This is a genomic window from Radiobacillus kanasensis, assembly GCF_021049245.1.
Taxonomy (GTDB): domain Bacteria; phylum Bacillota; class Bacilli; order Bacillales; family Amphibacillaceae; genus Radiobacillus; species Radiobacillus kanasensis.
In genome coordinates this window covers 2,038,088-2,059,906 of the sequence record NZ_CP088020.1, presented here as the reverse complement: position 1 = coordinate 2,059,906, position 21,819 = coordinate 2,038,088, and the positions used below count along the sequence as shown (strand labels likewise).

Genomic DNA, 21,819 nt, shown 5'->3' with positions numbered 1-21,819 from the left:
GCGCTGCGGAAAAATACTCGCTTTCCGTGGGGAACGCCTCAGCCTCCTCGCTCGCAAAGAACGCTCACTGTGGGGTCTTCAACTGTTCCTTTCCCACAGGAGTCTGGCATTTTTCCGCAGCTTAGTAAGGAGTTCTTTTCAAGTCAGAGGTGTTTCTTGGTCTATTCATTTTATAGGTTTAATAACCTACTATATTAGAAAACACCTACAAGCGTAGGCAGAATGCGGAGACTCCTGCGGGAACAGCACGAGTCCGAAGATCCCGCAGGAAAAGGAAAGCTTCTTAGAATAGACATCGCACGCAGAAAAAGCGGGTTTCTTTTTCAAGGAAGTGGTTTTCTTCTGAGGAAGCTGAGGCCGTGCCCGCGGAAAGCGGAGTATTCTGCCGAAGCGCGGCATCAAGCTTCACTTCATTATTCTTTCAATAAATTTTTAATTAGAGTTATGTCGCATTTTCTATCAAATGCGAATGAAAATTCCCCATTGAAATTTAACATTCTAAGTTTCTTATCCTGTAAACGTTCCTTTTTAGAGTGGGAAGTTATGGTTTTTTCCCAGCTTCTTTTGTTCAGCGATGCTGTTGATAAGTAATGGGTTTCGTAATTTGTTGTAACTGGTTATAGTTTTCTTCAGAAATATTTTTCTCTTGGTAAGCTAAATTTTCACGTAATTGTTCAATGGAGCTTGCCCCGAATACAGCACTTGCTACCGTTGGATGATTCAATACATAATGGAGGGCTAGTGATGAAACGGACTGATCAAAGTTTTGCAGCTGTTCAGCGATTTGGGCTAGCTCGGAATAAGTATAGTCTAAATACCCTTTCTGCCCCTTCTTTTGAACGATGGACATTCCGTCATTTGACAACATCCCTTTTCCCATTGGACCTCTTGCCACTACGCTGATCGAATGTTCATGGAGAAGATCTAGAATTTCTTCTTCTGGACGACGATCCAATAAACTGTACTGCATCATAACACTTACGATATTTGACTTTTCTACATAAGTGCGAATGACATTTGGGCGAATGGAGGAAATTCCATAATAACGGACTACTCCTTCTTTCGTAAGCTCTTCGAACGCTTCTATCGTATCGTCAATTGGATCGTCTATCGTTCCTCCATGTAATTGATAGAGATCTATATAGTCTGTTCCGAGCCTACGAAGGCTCTCCTTTACTTGTTCCTTTATGTATCCTTTGGAGGGATCCCAATACCAAGAACCATCTTCTTTTAAATGATTACCCACCTTTGTAGCTAAGATGATACTATCCCGTCTACCTTTCAGTGCTTTTCCTACTATTTCTTCATTTAGCCCTTGATCATACAAATCTGCTGTATCTAAGTAGTTAATGCCTTGATCAAGTGCCTCGTCTATAATCCATTTGGCATTTCGCTCATCCGTCCCTAAAGTCATACATCCTAATGCCAATTCGGAGACATATAAATCAGAAGTTCCTAATCGGTTTTTCTTCATAGTTAGCTCCTTTCCTACGTTTTACTCTTATTGTAAAAAGATTTTATCTGAATCACAACATATCTGTTTTCCTAGGTGGCTATGTTAAGATTACATGGGTAACCTAGTAGGAACAGGAGGAAGTAAAATGAAAAAGTTTGAAGAAAGAACGATACATACAACATCCATATTTAAAGGGAAGGTTATTGATTTACAAGTAGATGAGGTGGAGCTTCCTGATGGTAAGACGTCAAAAAGAGAGATCGTCAAGCATCCTGGTGCTGTTGCCGTGATTGCTCTTACAAAAGATAAAAGATTGGTTCTCGTGGAACAGTACCGTAAGCCGCTTGAAAAAAGCATTATTGAGATTCCGGCAGGAAAGCTAGAACCAGGAGAACAACCAGAAACATGCGCTAGACGAGAGTTAGAAGAAGAGACTGGTTATACGTCAGATAGATTAGAGTTTGTAACTTCTTTTTATACGTCCCCTGGTTTTGCAGATGAACTTATATATATATACGCAGCTCGTGATTTGCGTCCATTAGAAGAAAAGAAAGACTTGGATGATGATGAATTTGTGGAACTCATCGAATGTACTCAAGAGGAAGCAGAGCAGTTGGAGAAAGAACAAAAAATTCAAGACGCAAAAACGTCCTATGCGATTCAATATCTAAAAGCTAAAGGATGGATGAAATGAATTCCTTTTTTGCCGACCTTCATATTCATATCGGAAGAAATTGGCATGGAAAACCCGTCAAAATTACTGGTTCTAAGACACTTACTCTCACGAACGTTTTAAAGGAAGCGAGTCGGAACAAGGGCTTAGATATGATTGGCGTGATAGATTGTCACTCCCCAGAAGTTCTAGCTGAAGTAGAGGACCTGATCTCTAAAGGCATTGCCTATGAAAAACAAGATGGTGGCATTCAGTTTGAAGAAGTTACACTCATCCTTGGCTCGGAGATTGAAATCTATGATGAGAATTGTAAAGGACCAATCCACGTTTTAGCCTTTCTTCCGACCCTGAAAGAAATGGAGAGGTTTTCTAAGTGGTTATCGGAAAGGATAACGAACATTCACCTTAGTTCTCAAAGATTTTATGGTACCGCCAAGGAATTTCAATATGAAGTCAAAGCGCTAGGTGGCTTGTTCATACCAGCGCACGTGTTTACACCTTTTAAGAGTCTGTTTGGAAAAGGGGTACGAGCTTCCCTTTCAGAAGTCTTGGATCCGGATTTAATAGATGCTATAGAGCTTGGATTAAGTGCAGATACGAAAATGGCCGATTCCATTGCGGAATTGCATCGTTATACTTATGTTTCAAACTCAGATGCTCACTCGCTTGCCAAAATTGCGAGAGAATATCAAAAACTAACTCTGGATCATCCCTCATTTACGGAATTAGAATGGGCCTTACATCAAGTGAAAGGTAGAGTGGTACAAGAAAACTATGGATTGAATCCGTTACTAGGAAAATATCATAAAACGGTGTGTGCAACTTGTTTCAAGGAAACAACAGAGCAGGGTGACTGTTCCTGTGGAGGAACGAAAATCATTAGAGGCGTGTCGGATCGAATTCAGGAACTGGCGACAGCGAAAGAGTTCCCAGAAAGACCAGACTATCTCTACCAAGTCCCTTTAGAATATATCCCGACACTAGGAAAGAAAACACTTGAGAAGCTCCTACAACAATTTGGAACGGAAATGAATATTCTTCATAGAGTTAAAGAGGAGGAATTGCAAAAGGTTGTCTCTTCTAAAATTGTCGATGCCATTATGAAAATGAGAAGCGGTAAGCTATCCATACGTGCCGGTGGTGGCGGAATATATGGGAAGGTAAATCTATAGCAAAAGCCGGTGAAAATCGTTTGAACTTTTGCGTTAAATTGGACCTTTTACAACACAAATTTATTTCTTATTTCTATATTTTCTGGTCTATTTTTTGTGAATCCCTCATAGATTTCTAGTAACAAGCCATAATCGAAGCAGAATGGGGGATACACGTGTACAAAAAACGTTACATACCTACAGATCATATAAAAGACCATGCCGCAGTGTACTTATTCATGATTATACTATTTTTAATCGGTATCATTTTTGGTGCTGTGATTGTTAATAGTATGAATTTCGTTCAAAAACAAGATTTGTTTTTCTATTTGGACCGTTTCTTCGGAAAAATGCTAGAAGGTCCTGATGTAAACAATAAAGATATATTTGTTAGTAGTTTGTTTTATCATATAAAATACTTACTTTTGCTTTTTGTTCTCGGTTTATCTGTTATTGGGATGCCAATCATTTGGATTTTGCTGTTTATAAAGGGGATTGTGGTTGGATTCTCTGTCGGTTTTTTTGTAAATCAAATGGGCTGGCAAGGATTGTTATTAGCAACAGCTTCTATTGCTCCTCAAAATCTGTTAATCATACCAGCTTATTTAATTGCAGGAAGCTTAGCGATGATCTTTTCCATTAATCTATTACGGAAACTTTTTTCAAGAAAACTACACCAGCCTTTACTACCTCTATTTATGAGATATGGAACGTTCTTTGTAGCGCTCTTAGCAGTAGTCGGTGTGGCGTCCTTAATTGAATCGTTTGTTGCCAATGAAGCAATGCAGCTTGTGATTAAATGGATATACGATAGTTAATATTAAATAATAATGATTATAAATTACAGTTTATAATAATTTTACTTTGACAGTGGTTCCTCGTCTGCTTATAATAAGATTGGAGTTAGTAGGAGGGACCGGACATATGGAACATAGGATTGATCGGATAAAAAAGCAGCTTCACGCACAAAGCTATAAATTAACCCCACAACGAGAGGCGACGGTTCGTGTTCTGTTGGAACGGGAAGAAGACCATCTTAGTGCCGAAGATGTTTACCTACTTGTGAAAGAAAAAGCACCGGAAATTGGTCTCGCTACGGTATATCGTACACTGGAATTATTGTCTGAATTGAAAATCGTGGATAAGATTAATTTTGGTGATGGGGTTTCACGCTATGATTTACGAAAAGAAGGGGCTGCTCACTTCCATCATCATCTCGTTTGTATGGAATGTGGCTCTGTTGAGGAAATTGTGGAAGATTTATTGGAGGACGTAGAAAAAATCGTTCAGAAAGAATGGGGCTTTCTTGTAAAGGACCACCGACTAACCTTTCACGGAATATGTAGAAAATGTCATGATAAAGATAAGGAAGAAGAATCTGAATAACAATTTTGCTGAGGAACTTGGAAAACCAGGTTCTTTTTATTTTGCAAAATGAACCATCATGAAATAATTTACAAACGTTTAAATTTCCGTTACCTTTATGTATATAGACGTATATTTTAAGCTTCCTTAGGCATATCTTGATAATAGATATTCTTGTCCATACTATTAGGGATGTTCAAAAAGCCCGGGTAAAATCGCTTCCTTCTTAGAGTAGTTTATGCACCTGTGTCTTCCTGTTCTTTCAATGGAGATAAATTCCTCGGCGCAAGGCAGCAAAGTGGTTATCTCGCAGAAGTGGCCATCCTCCTTTTTGAACACGTACTAAAAGGGGAGTTTTTGTCTATGAAGTCGGTTATTTCACTCGTTCGAGATTCGTTTAAAATATTTGTTATATTTACGATTTGTACGATGCTATTCTATTTTGGATTAAGAGCTATACATGCGGAATATGAAAATTATCATAAATACGATCCTCCAGAAGGAAAGGCTGTAAAAGTGTTTGAGCAGCAGGATCAATCATGGGTGGATCGACTATCGTTATTTTTCCGATTAGGGGAGTAGGAACATGAAGCATGAGCTGGACGAATTTTTTCATTACTTAAAGATTGAAAGAGGGCTTTCCCATAACACATTGTTATCCTATCGAAGAGATTTAGAAGCTTACCAGCTCTATTTAAAGGACCATGGTCAATTAGATGACTGGAATAAGGTGTCTCGATCGCATATCACCCAATATATGTATAAGTTACATGATGAAGGGAAGTCTTCTGCAACGATTGCAAGGGCATTATCGTCGATTAGACTTTTTCACCAATTTCTAGTTCGAGAGTACCAAGCACCAACCGATCCTAGCTTACATATAGAAACGCCGAAGAAGGAACGTAAATTACCGAAAGTGCTCTCCTCCAAAGAGGTGGAGATGTTACTAACCATCGAAGAAAATCATCCTCTTGCGATACGGAACAAAGCGATGCTAGAAATGCTTTATGCGACGGGTTTGCGAGTATCAGAACTTATTTCCTTGAAGGTGAGTGATTTACATTTAACGATGGGGTTCGTTCGTACATTCGGAAAAGGATCGAAAGAGCGGATTGTCCCGTTAGGGGAAATTGCTCAGGAATCAGTAGATCGTTATATCACATCAAGTCGATCTCAACTTGTAAAGAAAACGAGAACTGATGCATTGTTTGTAAATCAGCATGGTAGGCCTTTAACTAGACAAGGCTTTTGGAAAATATTAAAGGGAATTGCTAGAGATGCAGGTATAAAAAAAGAAATTACTCCGCATACATTGCGGCATTCCTTTGCAACACACTTGCTAGAAAATGGCGCAGACCTAAGATCTGTTCAAGAGATGCTTGGCCATGCAGATATTTCGACGACACAAATTTATACACATGTATCAAAGGCAAGAATAAAGGATATTTATAAAACATATCACCCAAGAGCATAAATGGGTGATACCTCTTTTAAGAGGTCTGACATCATACAACGTTAATTTTGTGATATTATATAGAAAGATTGGAAAAGTAAGAAAAGAACGTACATAGGAGGATACACGTATGTCATTCAAAAGAATATTTGTTATTGTTATGGACTCGGTAGGAATTGGAGAAGCACCGGATGCTGAAGCTTTTAATGATATTGGTTCAGATACACTTGGACATATCGCTGAGCATATGCAGGGGTTAACAATGCCTACGATGGCAAGACTTGGTCTAAGTAACATTCGAGAAATCAAAGGAATCCCCAAGGCCGATAAACCGATGGCATCATATACGAAAATGCAGGAGGCTTCAAATGGAAAGGATACAATGACTGGTCACTGGGAAATCATGGGTTTACGAATTGATCAACCGTTTCGAACATTCCCAGATGGATTCCCAGAAGAGCTCTTGCAAGATTTAGAAGAGAAGACTGGTCGAAAAATTATTGGAAATAAACCAGCTTCTGGAACTGAGATAATTAAAGAACTAGGAAAAGAGCATATGGAAACAGGTGCACTTATTGTGTACACTTCGGCGGATTCCGTTTTACAAATCGCAGCCCATGAAGAGATTATTCCAATTGAAGAGCAGTATAAAATTTGTGAAATAGCTCGCGAGTTGACGTTAGATGAAAAATATATGGTAGGTCGAGTGATTGCGAGACCATTTATAGGAGTCCCTGGTGCATTTGAACGTACATCTAATCGACATGATTATGCTCTTAAGCCATTTGGTCGTACGGTCATGAATGAGCTAAAAGATGAAAACCTTGATGTGATTGCTATTGGAAAGATTTCTGACATTTATGATGGAGAAGGGGTTACAAAATCCATTCGCACGAAAGATAATGACGATGGTATGGTTCAAATCGTGAACACGACAAAAGAAGACTTTCAAGGTATTAGTTTTTTAAATCTCGTTGATTTTGATGCCAAGTATGGACATAGACGAGACCCACAAGGATACGGAGATGCTTTGGAAGCGTTTGATAAACAGCTTCCGGAAGTTCTAGAGAATTTAAAGGAAGATGATTTGTTGATTATTACTGCAGATCACGGAAATGATCCTGTCCATCACGGAACGGACCATACGAGAGAATATGTTCCTTTACTCGTGTATTCGAAAGGTCTCGAAGGTGGAAAAGAACTTCCGATTCGCCAAACGTTTGCTGATATTGGGGCTACCATTGCAGATAACTTCCAAATTAAAAAACCAGAACACGGTGTAAGCTTTTTAGACGAATTAAAATAGGGGGAACGGTAATATGACGAACGCAGTAGAAGCAAAAGATTATATTTTAAAACAAGTAGATCAAGCACCGAAGATTGGACTTATTCTCGGTTCAGGGTTAGGTGTCTTAGCAGAAGATATTGAAAATCCAATAGCTATCCCTTATCAAGACATTCCGCATTTTCCTGTTTCAACAGTATCTGGGCATAAAGGGCAATTAGTTATTGGAACACTTGAAGGTCAGCTTGTTGTAGCGATGCAAGGAAGATTCCATTTTTATGAAGGCTATCAAATGGAACAAGTAACCTTTCCTATTCGAGTGATGAAAGCCTTAGGTGTTGAACAAATAATCGTTACGAATGCGGCTGGTGGTATTAATGAGTCCTTTAAGCCTGGTCATTTAATGTTAATTGAAGATCATATTAATAACTTCGGAACAAATCCACTTATTGGGAAGAATGAGGAAGAGCTAGGACCGAGATTTCCTGACATGTCGGAGGCGTATAGTAAGAGGCTTTTACAACATGCAAAACAAGTGGCAGATTCTTTAAACATACAAGTACAACAAGGTGTTTATGTAGGAAATACAGGGCCATCTTATGAAACGGGTTCCGAAGTGAAAATGCTACGAAAATGGGGTGGCGATGCGGTAGGTATGTCGACCGTTCCGGAAGTCATTGTTGCAAATCACGCTGGATTAGAAGTGCTTGGGATATCTTGTATTTCTAATATGGCAGCGGGCATTCTTGATCAGCCATTAACTCACGAGGAAGTGATGGAAACAACAGAACAAGTAAAAGAAGACTTCCTTCGATTTATGAAAGAAATCATTCGTACACTTCCTGTATAAGAGGACGACCAAAATTCCGGTGGAAATCGCTTCCTTCTCAGAGTAGTTTATGTACCTTGAGTCTTCAGTTCGTTCAGTGGAGATAAATTCCTCGATGCAAGGTAGCAAAGTGGTCATTTTGCTGAAGCGGCCTCCCATCTTTTTGAATACGCATTATAAGTGACATTATTTTGATGAATATAGGTGATTTCAATGAGAATAGTAGATATCATACGAAAAAAACGAGACGGACAGTCCTTATCAGATGAAGAGATTCAACACTTTATAAAAGGATATACGGACGGTAGTATTCCAGACTACCAAGCTTCTTCCCTGTTAATGGCCATTTACTTTCAAGGAATGGATGAAAAAGAAACGGCTACCTTAACGAAGGCAATGGTTGATTCAGGAGAAACCATCGACCTATCAGCCATCAACGGGCATAAGGTGGATAAGCACTCCACTGGTGGTGTCGGGGATAAAATAACCTTTATCACTGGTCCGTTAGTAGCCTCGGTAGGTGTTCCAGTTGCTAAAATGTCCGGTCGAGGATTAGGACATACGGGTGGTACGATTGATAAATTAGAGTCCATCACTGGTTTTGATGTAGAAATGACGAAAGAGCAATTTATTTCTACCGTCAATCAGTATAAGCTTGCGGTAGCAGGTCAAACTGGAAATCTAGCTCCTGCAGATAAGAAATTATATGCATTGCGAGATGTTACCTCAACTGTGGATTCTATTCCTTTAATAGCGGGTTCTATAATGAGTAAAAAGCTAGCTTCAGGCGCAGATAGTATCGTTCTAGATGTCAAAACAGGTACGGGAGCCTTCATGAAAACGTTAGAGGATTCACAAGCTTTGGCAGAGGAAATGGTCAAGATCGGAAATAATCTTGGCCGAACAACAGTAGCTGTCATTAGTGATATGAATCAACCACTTGGCTACGAAATCGGAAATGCGAACGAAGTCCGGGAAGCTATGGACGTTCTACAAGGAAAAAACATTCCTGATTTGAGACAATTAGGATTGGAATTAGCTGCACATATGACCGTTCTTGCTGAAGTATTTGATAATTATGAAACAGCTTATCAAGAACTAGAGAAGAACCTTGAAAATGGTAAGGCTTTTCAAGCATTCCGTTCCTTTATTGAGGCACAGGGTGGGGACATTAATCAAATCGATCATCCTGAAACGTTGCCAACCTCTGGCTATCATGTAGACGTTTTAGCAGAAAAGTCCGGTTATGTTACGGCAATTGATGCGGAATCTATTGGAGTTGCTGCCATGTACTTAGGCGCAGGAAGGGCAACAAAAGAAGATAAAATTCAACATGGCGTAGGTATCACGTTGAAAAAGAAAATGGGCGATTCTGTGCAACAGGGTGAAGCTATAGCGGTTCTTCATAGTGATGTAGAAAACCCAACTGATTCGATGCAAAAGGTTCAAGAAGCATTTGAAATTGGAGAAAGTAGACCGGCTACGAATCCATTAATCTACAAAGTAATTCGATAATGATAACTAACATGAGACAGGGACAAATGTGATTTAATCATCATAAAATCCGAACTATGGTTCAATATTCTTTTATTAGAATTCGAATCAGTTCGGATTTTTCTTTTTAACTAATTTTGTGGCAAATAATATATAGACTGCGACGTAACGAAATAAGGACTCGTATATACTTTATCAAGTTGACTGCTAATGCGGCGCTGCGGAAAAATACTCGCTTTCCGTGGGGAACGCCTCAGCCTCCTCGCTCGCAAAGAACGCTCACTGTGGGGTCTTCAACTGTTCCTTTCCCACAGGAGTCTGGCATTTTTCCGCAGCTTAGAACGGAGTTCTTTTCAAGTCAGAAGTGTTTCTTGGTCTATTCATTTTATACGTTTAATAACCTACTATATTAGAAAACACCTACAAGCGTAGGCAGAATGCGGAGACTCCTGCGGGAACAGCACGAGTCCGAAGATCCCGCAGGACAAGGAAAGCTTCTTAGAATAAACATCGCACGCAGAAAAAACGGGTTTCTTTTTCAAGGAAGTGGTTTTCTTCTGAGGAAGCTGAGGCCGTGCCCGCGGAAAGCGGAGTATTCTGCCGAAGCGCGGCATCAAGCTTCACTTCATTATTCTTTCAATAAATTTTTAATTAGAGTTATGTCGCAATTTCTATCCAATACGAATGAAAAAGCAACTATTGGTATTACCATTCAAATCTTCCTATCCTGTAAATGTTCTTCTTTAGAAGTGGAAAGTTATAGATTAGTCCCAGAGTCATTTTTTTGTTATAAAACATCGTGATCATGGAAAAAATATGAATACTACGATTATGGAGGTATAGTCATGAAGAAATTCTTTCTAAAATGCATTATGGTCATAAGTATAGGCTTGATTGGACTCCAACCTATCCAAGCGGAAGAAAAGGTAAAGGAAAAGGATGATTTAAATTTAGCAGAGAACTCCAAGTCAGCCATTTTAATAGAACGTGATACCGGAAAAATTTTATATGAAAAAAGCGCGCATGAAGTATTGCCACCTGCTAGTATGACGAAAATTATGACGCTTTTACTAATTATGGAAGCATTGGAAGAGGGTCAAATCAAACTAGATGAAACGGTTCGAGTTAGTGAGCATGCGGCTTCTATGGGTGGTTCGCAAATCTTTTTAGAGGAAGGGGAAGAAATGTCTGTAAAAGATTTGTTGAAAGGAGTAGCCATTGCGTCTGGGAATGATGCGAGTGTAGCTTTAGCAGAGCATATTGCAGGTAGTGAAAAGACGTTTGTCAAAATGATGAATGACAAAGTGAAAAAACTTGGTCTCGAGAATACACACTTTAAAAACCCAACAGGTCTTCCAGCAAAGGATCATTACAGCACAGCTTACGATATGGCTGTAATGGCAAAAGCCTTATTAAAACATGAAGAGATTACAGAATATACAAGTATGTACGATGGATACTTAAGGGAAGGTACAGAGGATGAATTTTGGTTAGTAAATACAAATAAACTCGTGAAGTTTTACGATGGTGTTGACGGACTGAAAACGGGTTATACCTCTGAAGCCAAATATTGTTTAACCGCAACGGCGAAGAAGAACAATATGAGAGTAATTACCGTCGCGATGGGTGCTGATACTACAAAGAAGAGAAACAGTGATGTAACGGAAATGCTTGATTATGCATTCAGTCAATTTGCAACCAAGAAGCTATTCGATAGCAATCAACCTGTTACAAATTTAGAAATGATTAAAGCGGCAAAGGATAAAGTTCGAGTTGTCACAGATGAATCTATCTCTGTTGTTCATAAAAAAGGAGAAAAGCTAGAAAATATTGAGACGAAAGTAAAAATGAAATCCGATATAGTGCTCCCTCTTAAAAAAGGTGACAAAGTAGGGACGTTAGAAGTGCTAAAAGACAATAAATTACTCTCTGAAACACAGATTGTTGTCGAAGAGGATGTAGATAATGCGAGTTTCTGGAGATTATTTAAGAAATCCATGGACAATATGTTGAAAATCGAACCTTCATAGGAACTTTTTTCGATTTCCCACTTCTTTTGTCGGAGGGCAGGATTTTGCTAGATAAAAGAAGAAAGGATTCACTACAGGAACAAGAAGGAGGAATCAGTAGTGAGTCTTTCTGTTAAATTTACGAAGAAAGAAAATGTATTACTGGTGCGGTTAACTGGTGAATTAGACCATCATGCTGCCGAAAATTTAAAAACAGAATGGCAAATGGCCATTCGTGAATCGAACACAGAGCACGTCGTATTAAATCTAGGAGATTTAGCCTTTATGGATAGCTCCGGGCTTGGTGTAATATTAGGACGATATAAAGAAGTCACACAAGCTGGTGGCGAAATGGTTGTTTGTGCCATTTCTCCTGCTGTTAAACGACTGTTTGATATGTCCGGTTTGTTTAAAATTATTCGACTAGAAGAAACGGAAGAATTTGCTTTGCTAAGCTTGGGGGTAGCTTCATGAAAAATACAATGCATTTAGAATTTAGTAGTGTGAGTTCCAATGAAGCATTCGCAAGAGTAACAGTTGCAGCATTTGTTGCGCAGCTTGATCCTACGGTGGATGAACTGACAGAAATTAAGACCGTTGTTTCGGAAGCTGTTACGAATTCTATTATTCACGGGTACAATAACGAAACAGATAAGATGATCGAGATTAAGTGTACGCTTCAAGATGATGTGGTAGAACTAATCATACAAGATGACGGTATTGGAATCTTGAATGTAGAAGAAGCCATTCAGCCTCTTTATACGTCAAAGCCAGAATTAGAACGCTCAGGAATGGGTTTTACGATTATGGAAAACTTTATGGATAAGCTGGAGGTTATTTCAGTACCTGGACAAGGGACGACTGTCAAGCTGATTAAACAACTAAAAAAGAGTAAAACCTTATGCAATTAGGGGATGCCTATGGAAATAAACCTTAAAAAATCCAAAAAAGAGGAACAGCTGACAGACGAGCAAGTAAAAAAATACATTTATGATAGCCAGCAAGGCGATCAGATGGCCCGTGATATTTTAGTGGAACGTAATGTTCGTCTTGTTTGGTCTGTTGTTCAACGGTTTATCAATAGAGGATATGACCCAGATGATTTATTTCAAATCGGTTGTATCGGACTTTTAAAATCTATTGATAAATTTGACCTGTCCTACGACGTTCGGTTTTCGACCTATGCAGTCCCGATGATAATTGGAGAAATTCAGCGGTTTATTCGCGATGATGGAAGTGTCAAAGTAAGTAGATCCTTAAAAGAAATCGGAAATAAAATCCGAAAGAAAAAGGATGAGCTTACGAAAAAAATGGGGAGATCTCCTACCATCAATGAGTTGGCTGTTGAATTGGAATTATCTCCAGAGGAAGTCGTTCATGCGCAAGAAGCCGGGAAGCTTCCTCATTCGATTCACGAAACGGTGTATGAGAATGACGGCGACCCAATTACATTGCTTGATCAAATTGCCGATCAAGATACGAAGTGGTTTGATAAGATTGCTCTACAAGAAGCAATACGAAATCTAGAAGAACGTGAACGTCTCATCGTTTATCTTCGGTACTATAAGGACAAAACCCAGTCTGAGGTCGCAGAACGATTAGGTATTTCTCAAGTACAAGTGTCCAGGCTTGAAAAGAGAATTCTAGAATATATAAAAGAACAAATAGGGGTATAAAGGAATCACCTGTTGCGATGCAACAGGTGATTTTTTATGGTCAAAGAAGAGAATCTGAATGCTCTGTGCATGAACTAAGCCATTTCCATCCATACTAGAACTAGTTAAAAGGAGGAGACTCCCTTGGAAATTGTCTATATTAGATTGAAAAAAAAGCTAGAAGTAACCCCAAACAAACAACTACAGATGAAGGATATTGCATTAATCGCTTCTAGTTCAGTCCTGAAACGGAGAGTAGAAAACACGTTTATAGACTTCACTATCCATAAGAAAGACCCCGTAAGAGTATTGGATGGTTTCCTTATTCTAGAGAAGCTCCAACAGCAATTCCCTGACTGTGATTTACAGCTAGTGGGACCGACTCAAACGATTTTATATTTACAGAAACAAACAAAGGCTCCATCGATTGTCTTAGCATCTATGATCTGGCTTTTATTATTTGTTGGATCAGCGATGGCAATCATGAATTTTCATTATGATGTGAGTATGCAGGAGGTTCAACAGAAGCTCCATTTTTTAATAACCGGAAAACAAGTGGACCAGCCGTTATGGCTTCAAATACCTTATTCAATTGGGCTTGGAGTCGGTATGATTTTATTTTTTAATCACTTGTTTAAAAAGCGGTTTAACGAGGAACCTAGTCCGCTTGAAGTGGAAATGTTTAAATACCAACAAGATTTAGACCAGTATATTAGTCACCATGAAAATGAAATGAATGTTCCAGATGTTCGTTCCCGCCATCGCTGAGATATTTATCGGTTTTGCCTCTGGTCTAGTTGTTGGTACTGGTTTCGTCGCATTTTTAACCGTATTGGGTATTATTCCGCGATTGATTCAATTAAGTAAGACGTATGACTATGTCAAGATCATAGAACTTGCGGTTATTCTTGGAGCTCTGTTTGGCGTATATCTAGCATTTACAGATGCTCAGTTTTATGTTTCAAAACCATTTATCGTCATTTGGGGCGCTCTGCACGGTATTTTTATAGGCATGTTGGCCGCTGCACTGACAGAAGTGTTAAATGTATTCCCGTTGTTAGCGAAAAGAGTTGGAATGGAAATACATATACTTTGGTTTTTAATGGCCATCGTATTTGGGAAAATTTTTGGTTCCCTTTTCCAATGGGTCTTTTTTGTAAAATAAGCACCCTCTCATATAGAAAGGATAGGTTTGAATGAGCAATAGGAAACAAGTGATCGTTATCACGGATGGGGATGAGTATGCTCGAAAAACGATGGATTACTTGGCACCGCTGTTCGGAGGAACTTGTTTATCTCATTTATCCGATAACCCTACAAAAGCTAGTTCAAAGGAAGTGATGGAGGCTGTAAAATCTGCTCGATCTGACCTCGTCTTTGTATTAGTGGATGATGCTGGTTGGCACGGAATCGGTGCGGGCGAGCACATATTAATAGATATGTACAAGGATTCTACTATTGAAATCATTGGAGCAATTGCTGTCGCGTCTCATACGAAAAACTTAGAATGGACGAGATTTACATTTGCTATTGATAACGAAGGGAATTTAACGGCGAACGGTGTGGATAAAGAAGGGATTCCCATTGAGGATGTCGGGCGAATTAATGGGGATACGGTATATGCTTTGGACCAGATAGATTTGCCGATAGTCGTAGCAATCGGGGATATCGGCAAGATGTATGGACGTGATGATATAAAAAAAGGATCTCCTATCACTAGAAAAGCAATTGAACTAATTCTGGAAAGGGGAGGAAATGATGAATAGAAATAAAAATAGTATTAAGACTTCTATATCTTCAAAATTAAAAGAGAATAAAACGTTTATGGAAGAACGAGTTGGACTAGGGACTTCCTTTGATGTTGGAGTACGCGATTTCACAATTTTAAAAAAACAATTAAATCTTTATTATCTGACTGGACTTTGTGAAACACCAGTTATTGTAGAACTTATGAAAAAGTTATTAGAGATAAATGAATCGGATCGAAGCTCTAATAAAGTTGGAGAATTGGTTGAAAATAGGTTAATTCATCAACAAGTCACAAGAGTCGAATCGATGGATGAAGTCGTTGATCAATTATTAACGGGATTAATTGTCATTTTGATTGATGGGGAAGAATACGGGTATATCATTGATGTAAGAAGCTACCCGGGACGAACGCCTCAAGAACCCGATACAGAAAAAGTCATTCGTGGGTCAAGAGATGGTTTTACAGAGAATATTGTGGAAAACACCGCATTAACAAGAAGAAGAGTACGAGACGAGAGATTACGTCACGAAATTGTAAAGGTTGGTGAGAGGTCCAAAACGGATATATGTATCGCCTACTTAGATGATGTTGCCGATCCAGGTTTAATCAAATTAATTAAGGATGAAATCAAGCATATTGAAATTGATGGAATCACAATGGCGGACAAAACGGTGGAAGAGTTTTTAGTGAAGCAAGGCTTCAATCCTTTTCCGCTAGTTCGTTACACGGAGAGGCCAGATGTTGCATCCACTCATTTGTTAGAGGGACATGTTTTAATTATGGTTGATACGTCACCAAGTTTAATCATTACACCAACGACATACTTTCACCATGTCCAACACGCAGAGGAGTATCGCCAATCTCCCGCTGTTGGTACCTTTATTCGTTGGATTCGTTTTGCCGGGATTATTGCTTCCGTTTTCTTGCTTCCTTTTTGGTTATTGTTAGCAATGGAACCTTCGTTATTACCAAAAGATTTGTCCTTCATCGGACCGAATGAGCAAGGTAACATTCCGATTGTCATTCAAATCATTCTAGCGGATATCGGTTTGGAATTTATGCGAATGGCGGCTATCCATACACCGACACCACTGGCTACGGCTATGGGATTAATTGCAGCTACGTTAATTGGGCAAATCGCCATCGACGTAGGTTTGTTTACAGCTGAGGTAATCTTGTATGTGTCAATAAGTGCAATAGGAACTTTTGCGACACCGAGTTATGAATTAAGTGTTGCAAATAAAATGTCGAGGGTTGCACTACTGATATTAACTTCCTTCTTTGGTGTGAAAGGATTTGCGATTGGGTTTACCCTTTATATCTTGTTACTCGCACACATTAAATCGTTAAAGACACCTTATTTATGGCCATTCCTTCCTTTTAACGCAAAAGCTTTGATACAAATACTAGTTCGAGTATCGGTTCCTATGTCCAAGGATCGTCCAAGTATTGTTCATCCTCGAAACAACTATCGTCAACCGAAAAAGGTTTAATGTTGAATGGGACCACGCATTATGGTAAATTAGCTGTATCCTTAACATGAAACTTTCAACGTTTTTAGATGGTAAATGATGATGAACTTTTCATCCATAAAGTCCCTTATCCCATCTGTTTAAGTGTTACTTTTCAGGGAGGATAAGGGATTTTTTAGGGGAGGATATTAATAGATCAGAAGGCATAGGGCAAGGAGGAACATAACATGGACTATCCCTTTCCAACGAATCAAAATGGCCACTTAGAAATAGGTGGAATGGACGCGGTCGAGTTGGCCCATAAGTACGGAACACCACTTTTTGTGTATGATGTTTCTGTCATTCGAAAAAATGCAAGAGCATTTGTGGAAACATTTAAACGACTAGGCGTCGACTACCAAGTTGCATACGCAAGCAAAGCTTTTTCGTCTGTGGCGATGCTCCAGGTTGCCGAGCAAGAGGGTTTAAGCCTAGATGTTGTATCCCAAGGAGAATTGTACACAGCTTTACAAGCCAATTTCCCTGTAGAAAAGATTCATATGCATGGGAATAATAAAAGTCGAGAAGAGTTAGAAATGGCCGTTCAGTATGGAATTGGTTGTATTGTCATTGATAACTTTTATGAGATTGAAATCCTGAAGGAAATTTTAGAAGAAAATAATACGTCGATGGACGTATTACTTCGTGTTACTCCTGGAATTGAAGCACACACCCACGACTATATTTTAACAGGAAATGAAGACTCCAAATTCGGCTTTGATTTAACAAACGGTCAGGCAGAACAAGCATTTCTACTTGCTAATGCATCCCCTTTATTGAATGTGAAAGGATTGCACTGCCATATAGGCTCACAAATATTTGAAACAGATGGCTTCGTCATGGCTGTGCGCCGATTGTTTGATTCGTTACATCAGTGGAGCCAAGTCTATGATTACACACCAGAAGTATTAAACCTTGGTGGAGGCTTTGGGATTCGCTATACAGCAGAGGACGAGCCACTACCACTCGTTGAATATGTAGAAGCACTTGTATCTGAAGTGAAACAACAAGCAGAGCAATTAAAATTGCCAGTACCAGAAATTTGGATTGAACCTGGTCGCTCCATTGTAGGGAATGCCTGTGTAACCATCTATACGATGGGAGCTATCAAAAACATCCCTGGTATCCGGAAATACGTGTCGGTTGATGGTGGAATGACGGATAACCTTCGACCTGCTTTGTATCAAGCGAAATATCAAGCAGTTGTAGCCAATAAAATGAATCTAGATCTGAAAGAGCAAGTATCGATTGCAGGAAAATGCTGTGAATCAGGTGATATGCTCATCTGGGATATAGACGTTCCAGAGATTACGCATGGTGATCTGTTAGCTGTATTTAGTACGGGCGCTTATGGCTATTCGATGTCTAACCACTATAATCGTTTCCCGAAAGCGGCGGTTGTTTTTGTAGAAGATGGTCAAGACCAGCTCGTGATCCGACGTGAAACCTATGAGGATTTAACTCGCAATGATTTACAATATGCATACAATGGAGGCGTTTTGAATGAAGCAAGCAACAATTGAGTTTGAAAATGGAGAAAAAATTGTTATTGAAATGTATGAGGATGCAGCACCAAACACAGTAGCTAACTTTGAAAAACTAGCAAATGACGGGTTTTACGATGGGGTAACTTTTCATAGAGTTATTCCGGGATTTGTTGCCCAAGGTGGAGATCCTACGGGAACAGGTGCAGGTGGACCTGGTTACACAATAAAATGTGAAACAGAAGGCAACCCTCACAAACACGTGGCTGGCGCTTTATCTATGGCACATGCCGGAAAAGATACAGGTGGAAGTCAATTTTTCTTAGTTCATGAATCACAACCACATCTGGATGGCGTTCACACGGTGTTTGGCCAAGTCATCGAGGGATTGGATACCGTCCTTCGTATTCAACAAGGGGACGAAATGAAGAAAGTGCGTGTAGAAACGGTTTAATATAAAAGAAAACTTTGCTAATCAAAGCCTTAAGGCGTGGATTAGCAAAGTTTCATTTCAAAGTTTTTCAGTCACAACGTCTGTGTAGTTCAGTTCTTCACTGGACGGATGAAGGCAACAGGATATCCTGTAAAAGTATCTTATAATCCGAACTATGGTTTCAAAATTCTTCCATTAGAATTCGAATCAGTTCGGATTTTTATTTTTTGGGAGCGTTTGAAAATATTGATGCTAAAAATATATAAATTGCAACGTAACTTTAATTAATAATTTATTGAAAAAGTAATGAAGTGAAGCTTGATGCCGCGCTCCGGCAGAATACTCCGCTTTCCGCAAAGGAGATCAACTTCGTACCCAAAATCGAGCAGTTTTTCTAACCGATGGTATTTTTGTAAACTTCTCTTGTGTCGCAATTTATATCAAATGTGTATAAGATCCAACCATTGAAAATGAACATTCTAAGGATCATATCTTGTAATCGATCCTTTAGAATGGAAATTATAGTTTTGTCCCAGACCCTTTATGTTTTTCATAAAAAAGTCATGGAGAAGTCATTTCATAGAAAGAGAAGTATGGTAGGATAAGGAAAAGGATTAATATGGAATTGGAAAGGAAAAGATATGCTTGGCTTACTCGTATTCATTATCGTCATCGGACCACTGAGTATCATACTCCATGAAGCGGGTCATTGCTTTGCAGCTAGAATATGTAGAGCTGACCAAGTGGAGCTGTCTGTTGGGAGGGGCAAGTCCATATTTGCTTGGAAACAAAACAATTTCCGTGTGGAAGTGAATCGTTTCTTTTTCTTAGGTGGATATTCAAACTATCACAAGGAACAGGCTTTTAATCGTTTCGAACTAGTATGGATATCATTAGCTGGTCCATTATTGAATTTACTAATCTTTCTCGGAACATATTGGATTTCTCTTCCGTTCATCCATTTAGGAAGTCTGTTTAATTTATGGCTTTGTTTGGTAAACCTTATCCCATTTAAAGTTGCGATGCAGGAGTCAGATGGGTATAAAGTTGCATCCATCCTCTGGAAGACAGTCCGATACAACCATGACTTTTCTAAGAAATCGTAGTATGATTTAACAAAGGACCATGAGAAAAGGAAGGATCATTGTTGAATATAAAAAAGAAAAATTGGATCTTATTTACCATAATATTAGTGCTTGGGACTATTTGGGGTTTCGCTTATTGGTTTATTTTTGTATTTTAAGAGAAACAGGATTTGACAAACTATGTCCATTCCGTCTTTAATAGATTTACAATCTGAATATGGATAGCAAGTTATGTCCATAAAGAGGGGTTTATATGCTAATTAGGTACAAGAAAAGTTTTGAAAAAATAGCAATGGGTCTTCTGTCTTTTATGCCTGAAGAAAAAGAAGTAAAGAAATTACAGCATACAATGAAAGAGTATGAAACAAACCCGAATTGGCAGCTATTTTTATGGAAAGAAGAGGATATACTTGGAGCAGTCGGCGTTATTTTTCCAGCCGATCAGGAAGTGCTTGTGCAGCATATATCCGTGAATCCTTCGCATCGTAGCTTAGGAATCGGAAGAAAGATGATTGAAGGAATTAAAGACATGTATCAAGATTATAAGGTAGTAGCTAATTCTTCTACACAGGCTTATTTAGATAGGCTTCAAAAGCGTGAAGATACATAACTCGACAAAAAATCACAAACTAGCCCTTGTTGTAGGGCTAGTTTTTTGTATATGATAAGAGAAGGCTTGATTGTCCAAGTAAAGGATGCTCAAAAAAGTCCGATGAAATTCATAACAATCTTCAGCATCAGAGTAATTCTGTAGTAGATGGAAGGAAGTAAACGATATGGATCAATCCTATCTCGTAAAAATAGATAATTTTGAAGGACCCCTTGATTTATTGTTACATTTAATAAATCAATATGAAATTGATATATACGATATTCCTGTTGCGGAGATTACCAAGCAATATATGAACTATATTCATACGATGCAACAGCTTGAGTTGAATATAGCAAGTGAATATTTAGTAATGGCTGCAACGTTGTTAGCGATTAAAAGCCAATTGTTGCTGCCTAATCAAGAATTGGAAGCGGAAGATGAGGAGTACCAAGAGGATCCCAGAGAAGAATTAATGCGCCGCTTGATCGAATATCGCCGTTATAAAGAAGCAGCAGGGCAATTACAGGAAAGGGAATCTGAATCTAATCAAATATTTACGAGGCCACCTCAAGTATTTGATAATAGGAGCGAGCGACCACCTGTCGTTCGCGGTGAACTATCCATTTACGATATGATTGCGGCGATGTCCAAAGTTTTTGAACGGAAAAAATGGCAACAACCAATGGACACGACCATTCAAAGAGCGGAAATACCGATTTCACAAAGAATGGAAGAAGTAATGGATATCGTCAGACGGAGTAAAGATGGAGTTCGATTCACGAGTCTTTTTCCTGAACCAACGAAGTCACATATTGTTGTCACCTTTATCGCCATATTAGAGCTTATGAAGGTAAAAGAGATATACTGTGTCCAAGAAAAGCACTTCGACGAATTACTGGTGTATCAAATGGGGGAAAACTAGATGGAAATGGCAGGCTATAAAGCGGTTGTGGAAGGACTCCTTTTTGCAACTGGAGACGATGGACTTTCAATCAAACAAATGGTAAATATTTTGCAACTAGATGAAAAGACGATTGCACATATTTTAGAGGAACTACAATTTGATTATGAGCATACGGAACGAGGGATTACGCTCATGGAATCGAATCGAACGTATCATCTAACGACTAAACCAGAACATTCTATTTACTACCAACGATTATTAGAATCTCCACATGTTTCGAAGTTATCCCAAGCGGCCTTGGAAACATTGGCGATTATTGCGTACCAGCAGCCAATTACGAGAACAGAAATTGAAGAAATACGTGGAGTGAAAAGTGATCGACCGGTTCAAACACTTGTCTCCAGATCTCTAATCGAAGAAAAGGGTAGAAAAGAAGGGGTAGGACGACCGATTATGTACGGAACGTCGAAGGATTTTCTTACATATTTTGGCTTAAAGTCAATCGACGAGCTACCACCATTACCAGAAGAAGTAACCGATATCGATGTAGAGCAAGACGCTGATTTATTCTTCCAGAAATTTAAGGAACAAGAGAATGACGATGAAAAAAACTAATCCATAATTTTGGGTTAGTTTTCTTTTTGCTTCATTTTGCCCAATTTATTGTGATGAAAAGTTCATTACCAGTCA

The 21,819-nt window shown here is 38.9% G+C and carries 24 protein-coding genes; 23 read left to right on the top strand and 1 reads right to left on the bottom strand.

Annotated features, from left to right (window positions below):
* Window positions 1–568 precede the first annotated feature (568 nt).
* Window positions 569–1,474: an aldo/keto reductase gene (locus KO561_RS10715; RefSeq protein ID WP_231093240.1), complete on the bottom strand. Its 906-nt coding sequence runs from the start codon at window positions 1,472–1,474 to the stop codon at window positions 569–571.
* A 127-nt stretch (window positions 1,475–1,601) separates the two neighbouring features.
* Between KO561_RS10715 and KO561_RS10710 the strand changes: the two genes are divergently transcribed.
* The 23 genes from KO561_RS10710 (at window position 1,602) to scpB (ending at window position 21,744) form a co-directional block, all read left to right on the top strand.
* The gene (locus KO561_RS10710) at window positions 1,602–2,150 is read left to right on the top strand and encodes an NUDIX hydrolase (protein ID WP_231093238.1); all 549 of its coding nucleotides are present in this window, start codon (window positions 1,602–1,604) and stop codon (window positions 2,148–2,150) included.
* Entirely contained in the window at window positions 2,147–3,301 is a 1,155-nt protein-coding gene (locus KO561_RS10705) for an endonuclease Q family protein (protein ID WP_231093237.1), read from the top strand. The genes KO561_RS10710 and KO561_RS10705 overlap by 4 nt, the downstream gene beginning before the upstream one ends.
* 155 nt (window positions 3,302–3,456) lie before the next feature.
* Window positions 3,457–4,098 carry a stage II sporulation protein M gene (gene spoIIM, locus KO561_RS10700; protein WP_231093235.1) on the top strand — a complete coding sequence of 214 codons (642 nt, stop codon included), beginning with the start codon at window positions 3,457–3,459 and terminating at the stop codon, window positions 4,096–4,098.
* 106 nt (window positions 4,099–4,204) lie between these two features.
* Window positions 4,205–4,666 (top strand): ferric iron uptake transcriptional regulator, encoded by a 462-nt coding sequence (gene fur / locus KO561_RS10695; protein WP_231093233.1) that lies wholly within the window; start codon window positions 4,205–4,207, stop codon window positions 4,664–4,666.
* Window positions 4,667–5,008: 342 nt separating this feature from the next.
* The gene (locus KO561_RS10690; protein WP_231093231.1) at window positions 5,009–5,227 is read left to right on the top strand and encodes a YqzK family protein; all 219 of its coding nucleotides are present in this window, start codon (window positions 5,009–5,011) and stop codon (window positions 5,225–5,227) included.
* A 4-nt stretch (window positions 5,228–5,231) separates the two neighbouring features.
* Window positions 5,232–6,119: a site-specific tyrosine recombinase XerD gene (gene xerD / locus KO561_RS10685; protein WP_231093230.1), complete on the top strand. Its 888-nt coding sequence runs from the start codon at window positions 5,232–5,234 to the stop codon at window positions 6,117–6,119.
* Between the two features lie 109 nt (window positions 6,120–6,228).
* Window positions 6,229–7,404 (top strand): phosphopentomutase, encoded by a 1,176-nt coding sequence (gene deoB / locus KO561_RS10680; protein WP_231093229.1) that lies wholly within the window; start codon window positions 6,229–6,231, stop codon window positions 7,402–7,404.
* 13 nt (window positions 7,405–7,417) lie between these two features.
* Window positions 7,418–8,233: a purine-nucleoside phosphorylase gene (locus KO561_RS10675; RefSeq protein WP_231093226.1), complete on the top strand. Its 816-nt coding sequence runs from the start codon at window positions 7,418–7,420 to the stop codon at window positions 8,231–8,233.
* Window positions 8,234–8,425: 192 nt separating this feature from the next.
* Window positions 8,426–9,727, top strand: a complete 1,302-nt coding sequence (locus tag KO561_RS10670) for a pyrimidine-nucleoside phosphorylase (protein ID WP_231093224.1) — start codon at window positions 8,426–8,428, stop codon at window positions 9,725–9,727.
* An 824-nt stretch (window positions 9,728–10,551) separates the two neighbouring features.
* Window positions 10,552–11,736, top strand: a complete 1,185-nt coding sequence (locus tag KO561_RS10665) for a D-alanyl-D-alanine carboxypeptidase family protein (protein WP_231093222.1) — start codon at window positions 10,552–10,554, stop codon at window positions 11,734–11,736.
* A 99-nt stretch (window positions 11,737–11,835) separates the two neighbouring features.
* Window positions 11,836–12,189 carry an anti-sigma F factor antagonist gene (spoIIAA, locus tag KO561_RS10660; RefSeq protein ID WP_231093219.1) on the top strand — a complete coding sequence of 118 codons (354 nt, stop codon included), beginning with the start codon at window positions 11,836–11,838 and terminating at the stop codon, window positions 12,187–12,189.
* Entirely contained in the window at window positions 12,186–12,626 is a 441-nt protein-coding gene (gene spoIIAB, locus KO561_RS10655) for an anti-sigma F factor (protein ID WP_231093216.1), read from the top strand. Before spoIIAA ends, spoIIAB begins: the two co-directional genes overlap by 4 nt.
* 9 nt (window positions 12,627–12,635) lie before the next feature.
* A complete protein-coding gene (gene sigF / locus KO561_RS10650) occupies window positions 12,636–13,391 on the top strand; it encodes an RNA polymerase sporulation sigma factor SigF (protein ID WP_231093214.1) in 756 nt (251 codons plus the stop codon).
* Between the two features lie 123 nt (window positions 13,392–13,514).
* A complete protein-coding gene (locus KO561_RS10645; protein WP_231093212.1) occupies window positions 13,515–14,138 on the top strand; it encodes a stage V sporulation protein AA in 624 nt (207 codons plus the stop codon).
* Window positions 14,107–14,535 (top strand): stage V sporulation protein AB, encoded by a 429-nt coding sequence (locus KO561_RS10640; RefSeq protein WP_408004813.1) that lies wholly within the window; start codon window positions 14,107–14,109, stop codon window positions 14,533–14,535. The genes KO561_RS10645 and KO561_RS10640 overlap by 32 nt, the downstream gene beginning before the upstream one ends.
* 31 nt (window positions 14,536–14,566) lie before the next feature.
* Complete coding sequence (locus KO561_RS10635) at window positions 14,567–15,136, top strand: stage V sporulation protein SpoVABEA (RefSeq protein ID WP_231093209.1); 570 nt, start codon at window positions 14,567–14,569, stop codon at window positions 15,134–15,136.
* Window positions 15,129–16,613, top strand: coding sequence for a spore germination protein (locus tag KO561_RS10630; protein WP_231093207.1), 1,485 nt, complete (start codon window positions 15,129–15,131; stop codon window positions 16,611–16,613). Before KO561_RS10635 ends, KO561_RS10630 begins: the two co-directional genes overlap by 8 nt.
* Window positions 16,614–16,819: 206 nt before the next feature.
* Entirely contained in the window at window positions 16,820–18,154 is a 1,335-nt protein-coding gene (lysA, locus tag KO561_RS10625; protein ID WP_231093206.1) for a diaminopimelate decarboxylase, read from the top strand.
* Entirely contained in the window at window positions 18,135–18,569 is a 435-nt protein-coding gene (locus KO561_RS10620) for a peptidylprolyl isomerase (RefSeq protein WP_231093203.1), read from the top strand. The genes lysA and KO561_RS10620 overlap by 20 nt, the downstream gene beginning before the upstream one ends.
* 620 nt (window positions 18,570–19,189) lie before the next feature.
* On the top strand, window positions 19,190–19,654 hold the full coding sequence (locus tag KO561_RS10615; protein WP_231093202.1) for a M50 family metallopeptidase: 465 nt from the start codon (window positions 19,190–19,192) through the stop codon (window positions 19,652–19,654).
* Between the two features lie 232 nt (window positions 19,655–19,886).
* A complete protein-coding gene (locus KO561_RS10610; protein ID WP_231093201.1) occupies window positions 19,887–20,243 on the top strand; it encodes a GNAT family N-acetyltransferase in 357 nt (118 codons plus the stop codon).
* A 166-nt stretch (window positions 20,244–20,409) separates the two neighbouring features.
* Window positions 20,410–21,147: a segregation/condensation protein A gene (locus KO561_RS10605; protein ID WP_231093199.1), complete on the top strand. Its 738-nt coding sequence runs from the start codon at window positions 20,410–20,412 to the stop codon at window positions 21,145–21,147.
* Complete coding sequence (gene scpB / locus KO561_RS10600; protein WP_231093198.1) at window positions 21,148–21,744, top strand: SMC-Scp complex subunit ScpB; 597 nt, start codon at window positions 21,148–21,150, stop codon at window positions 21,742–21,744. It begins immediately after the preceding gene.
* Window positions 21,745–21,819: the final 75 nt, after the last annotated feature.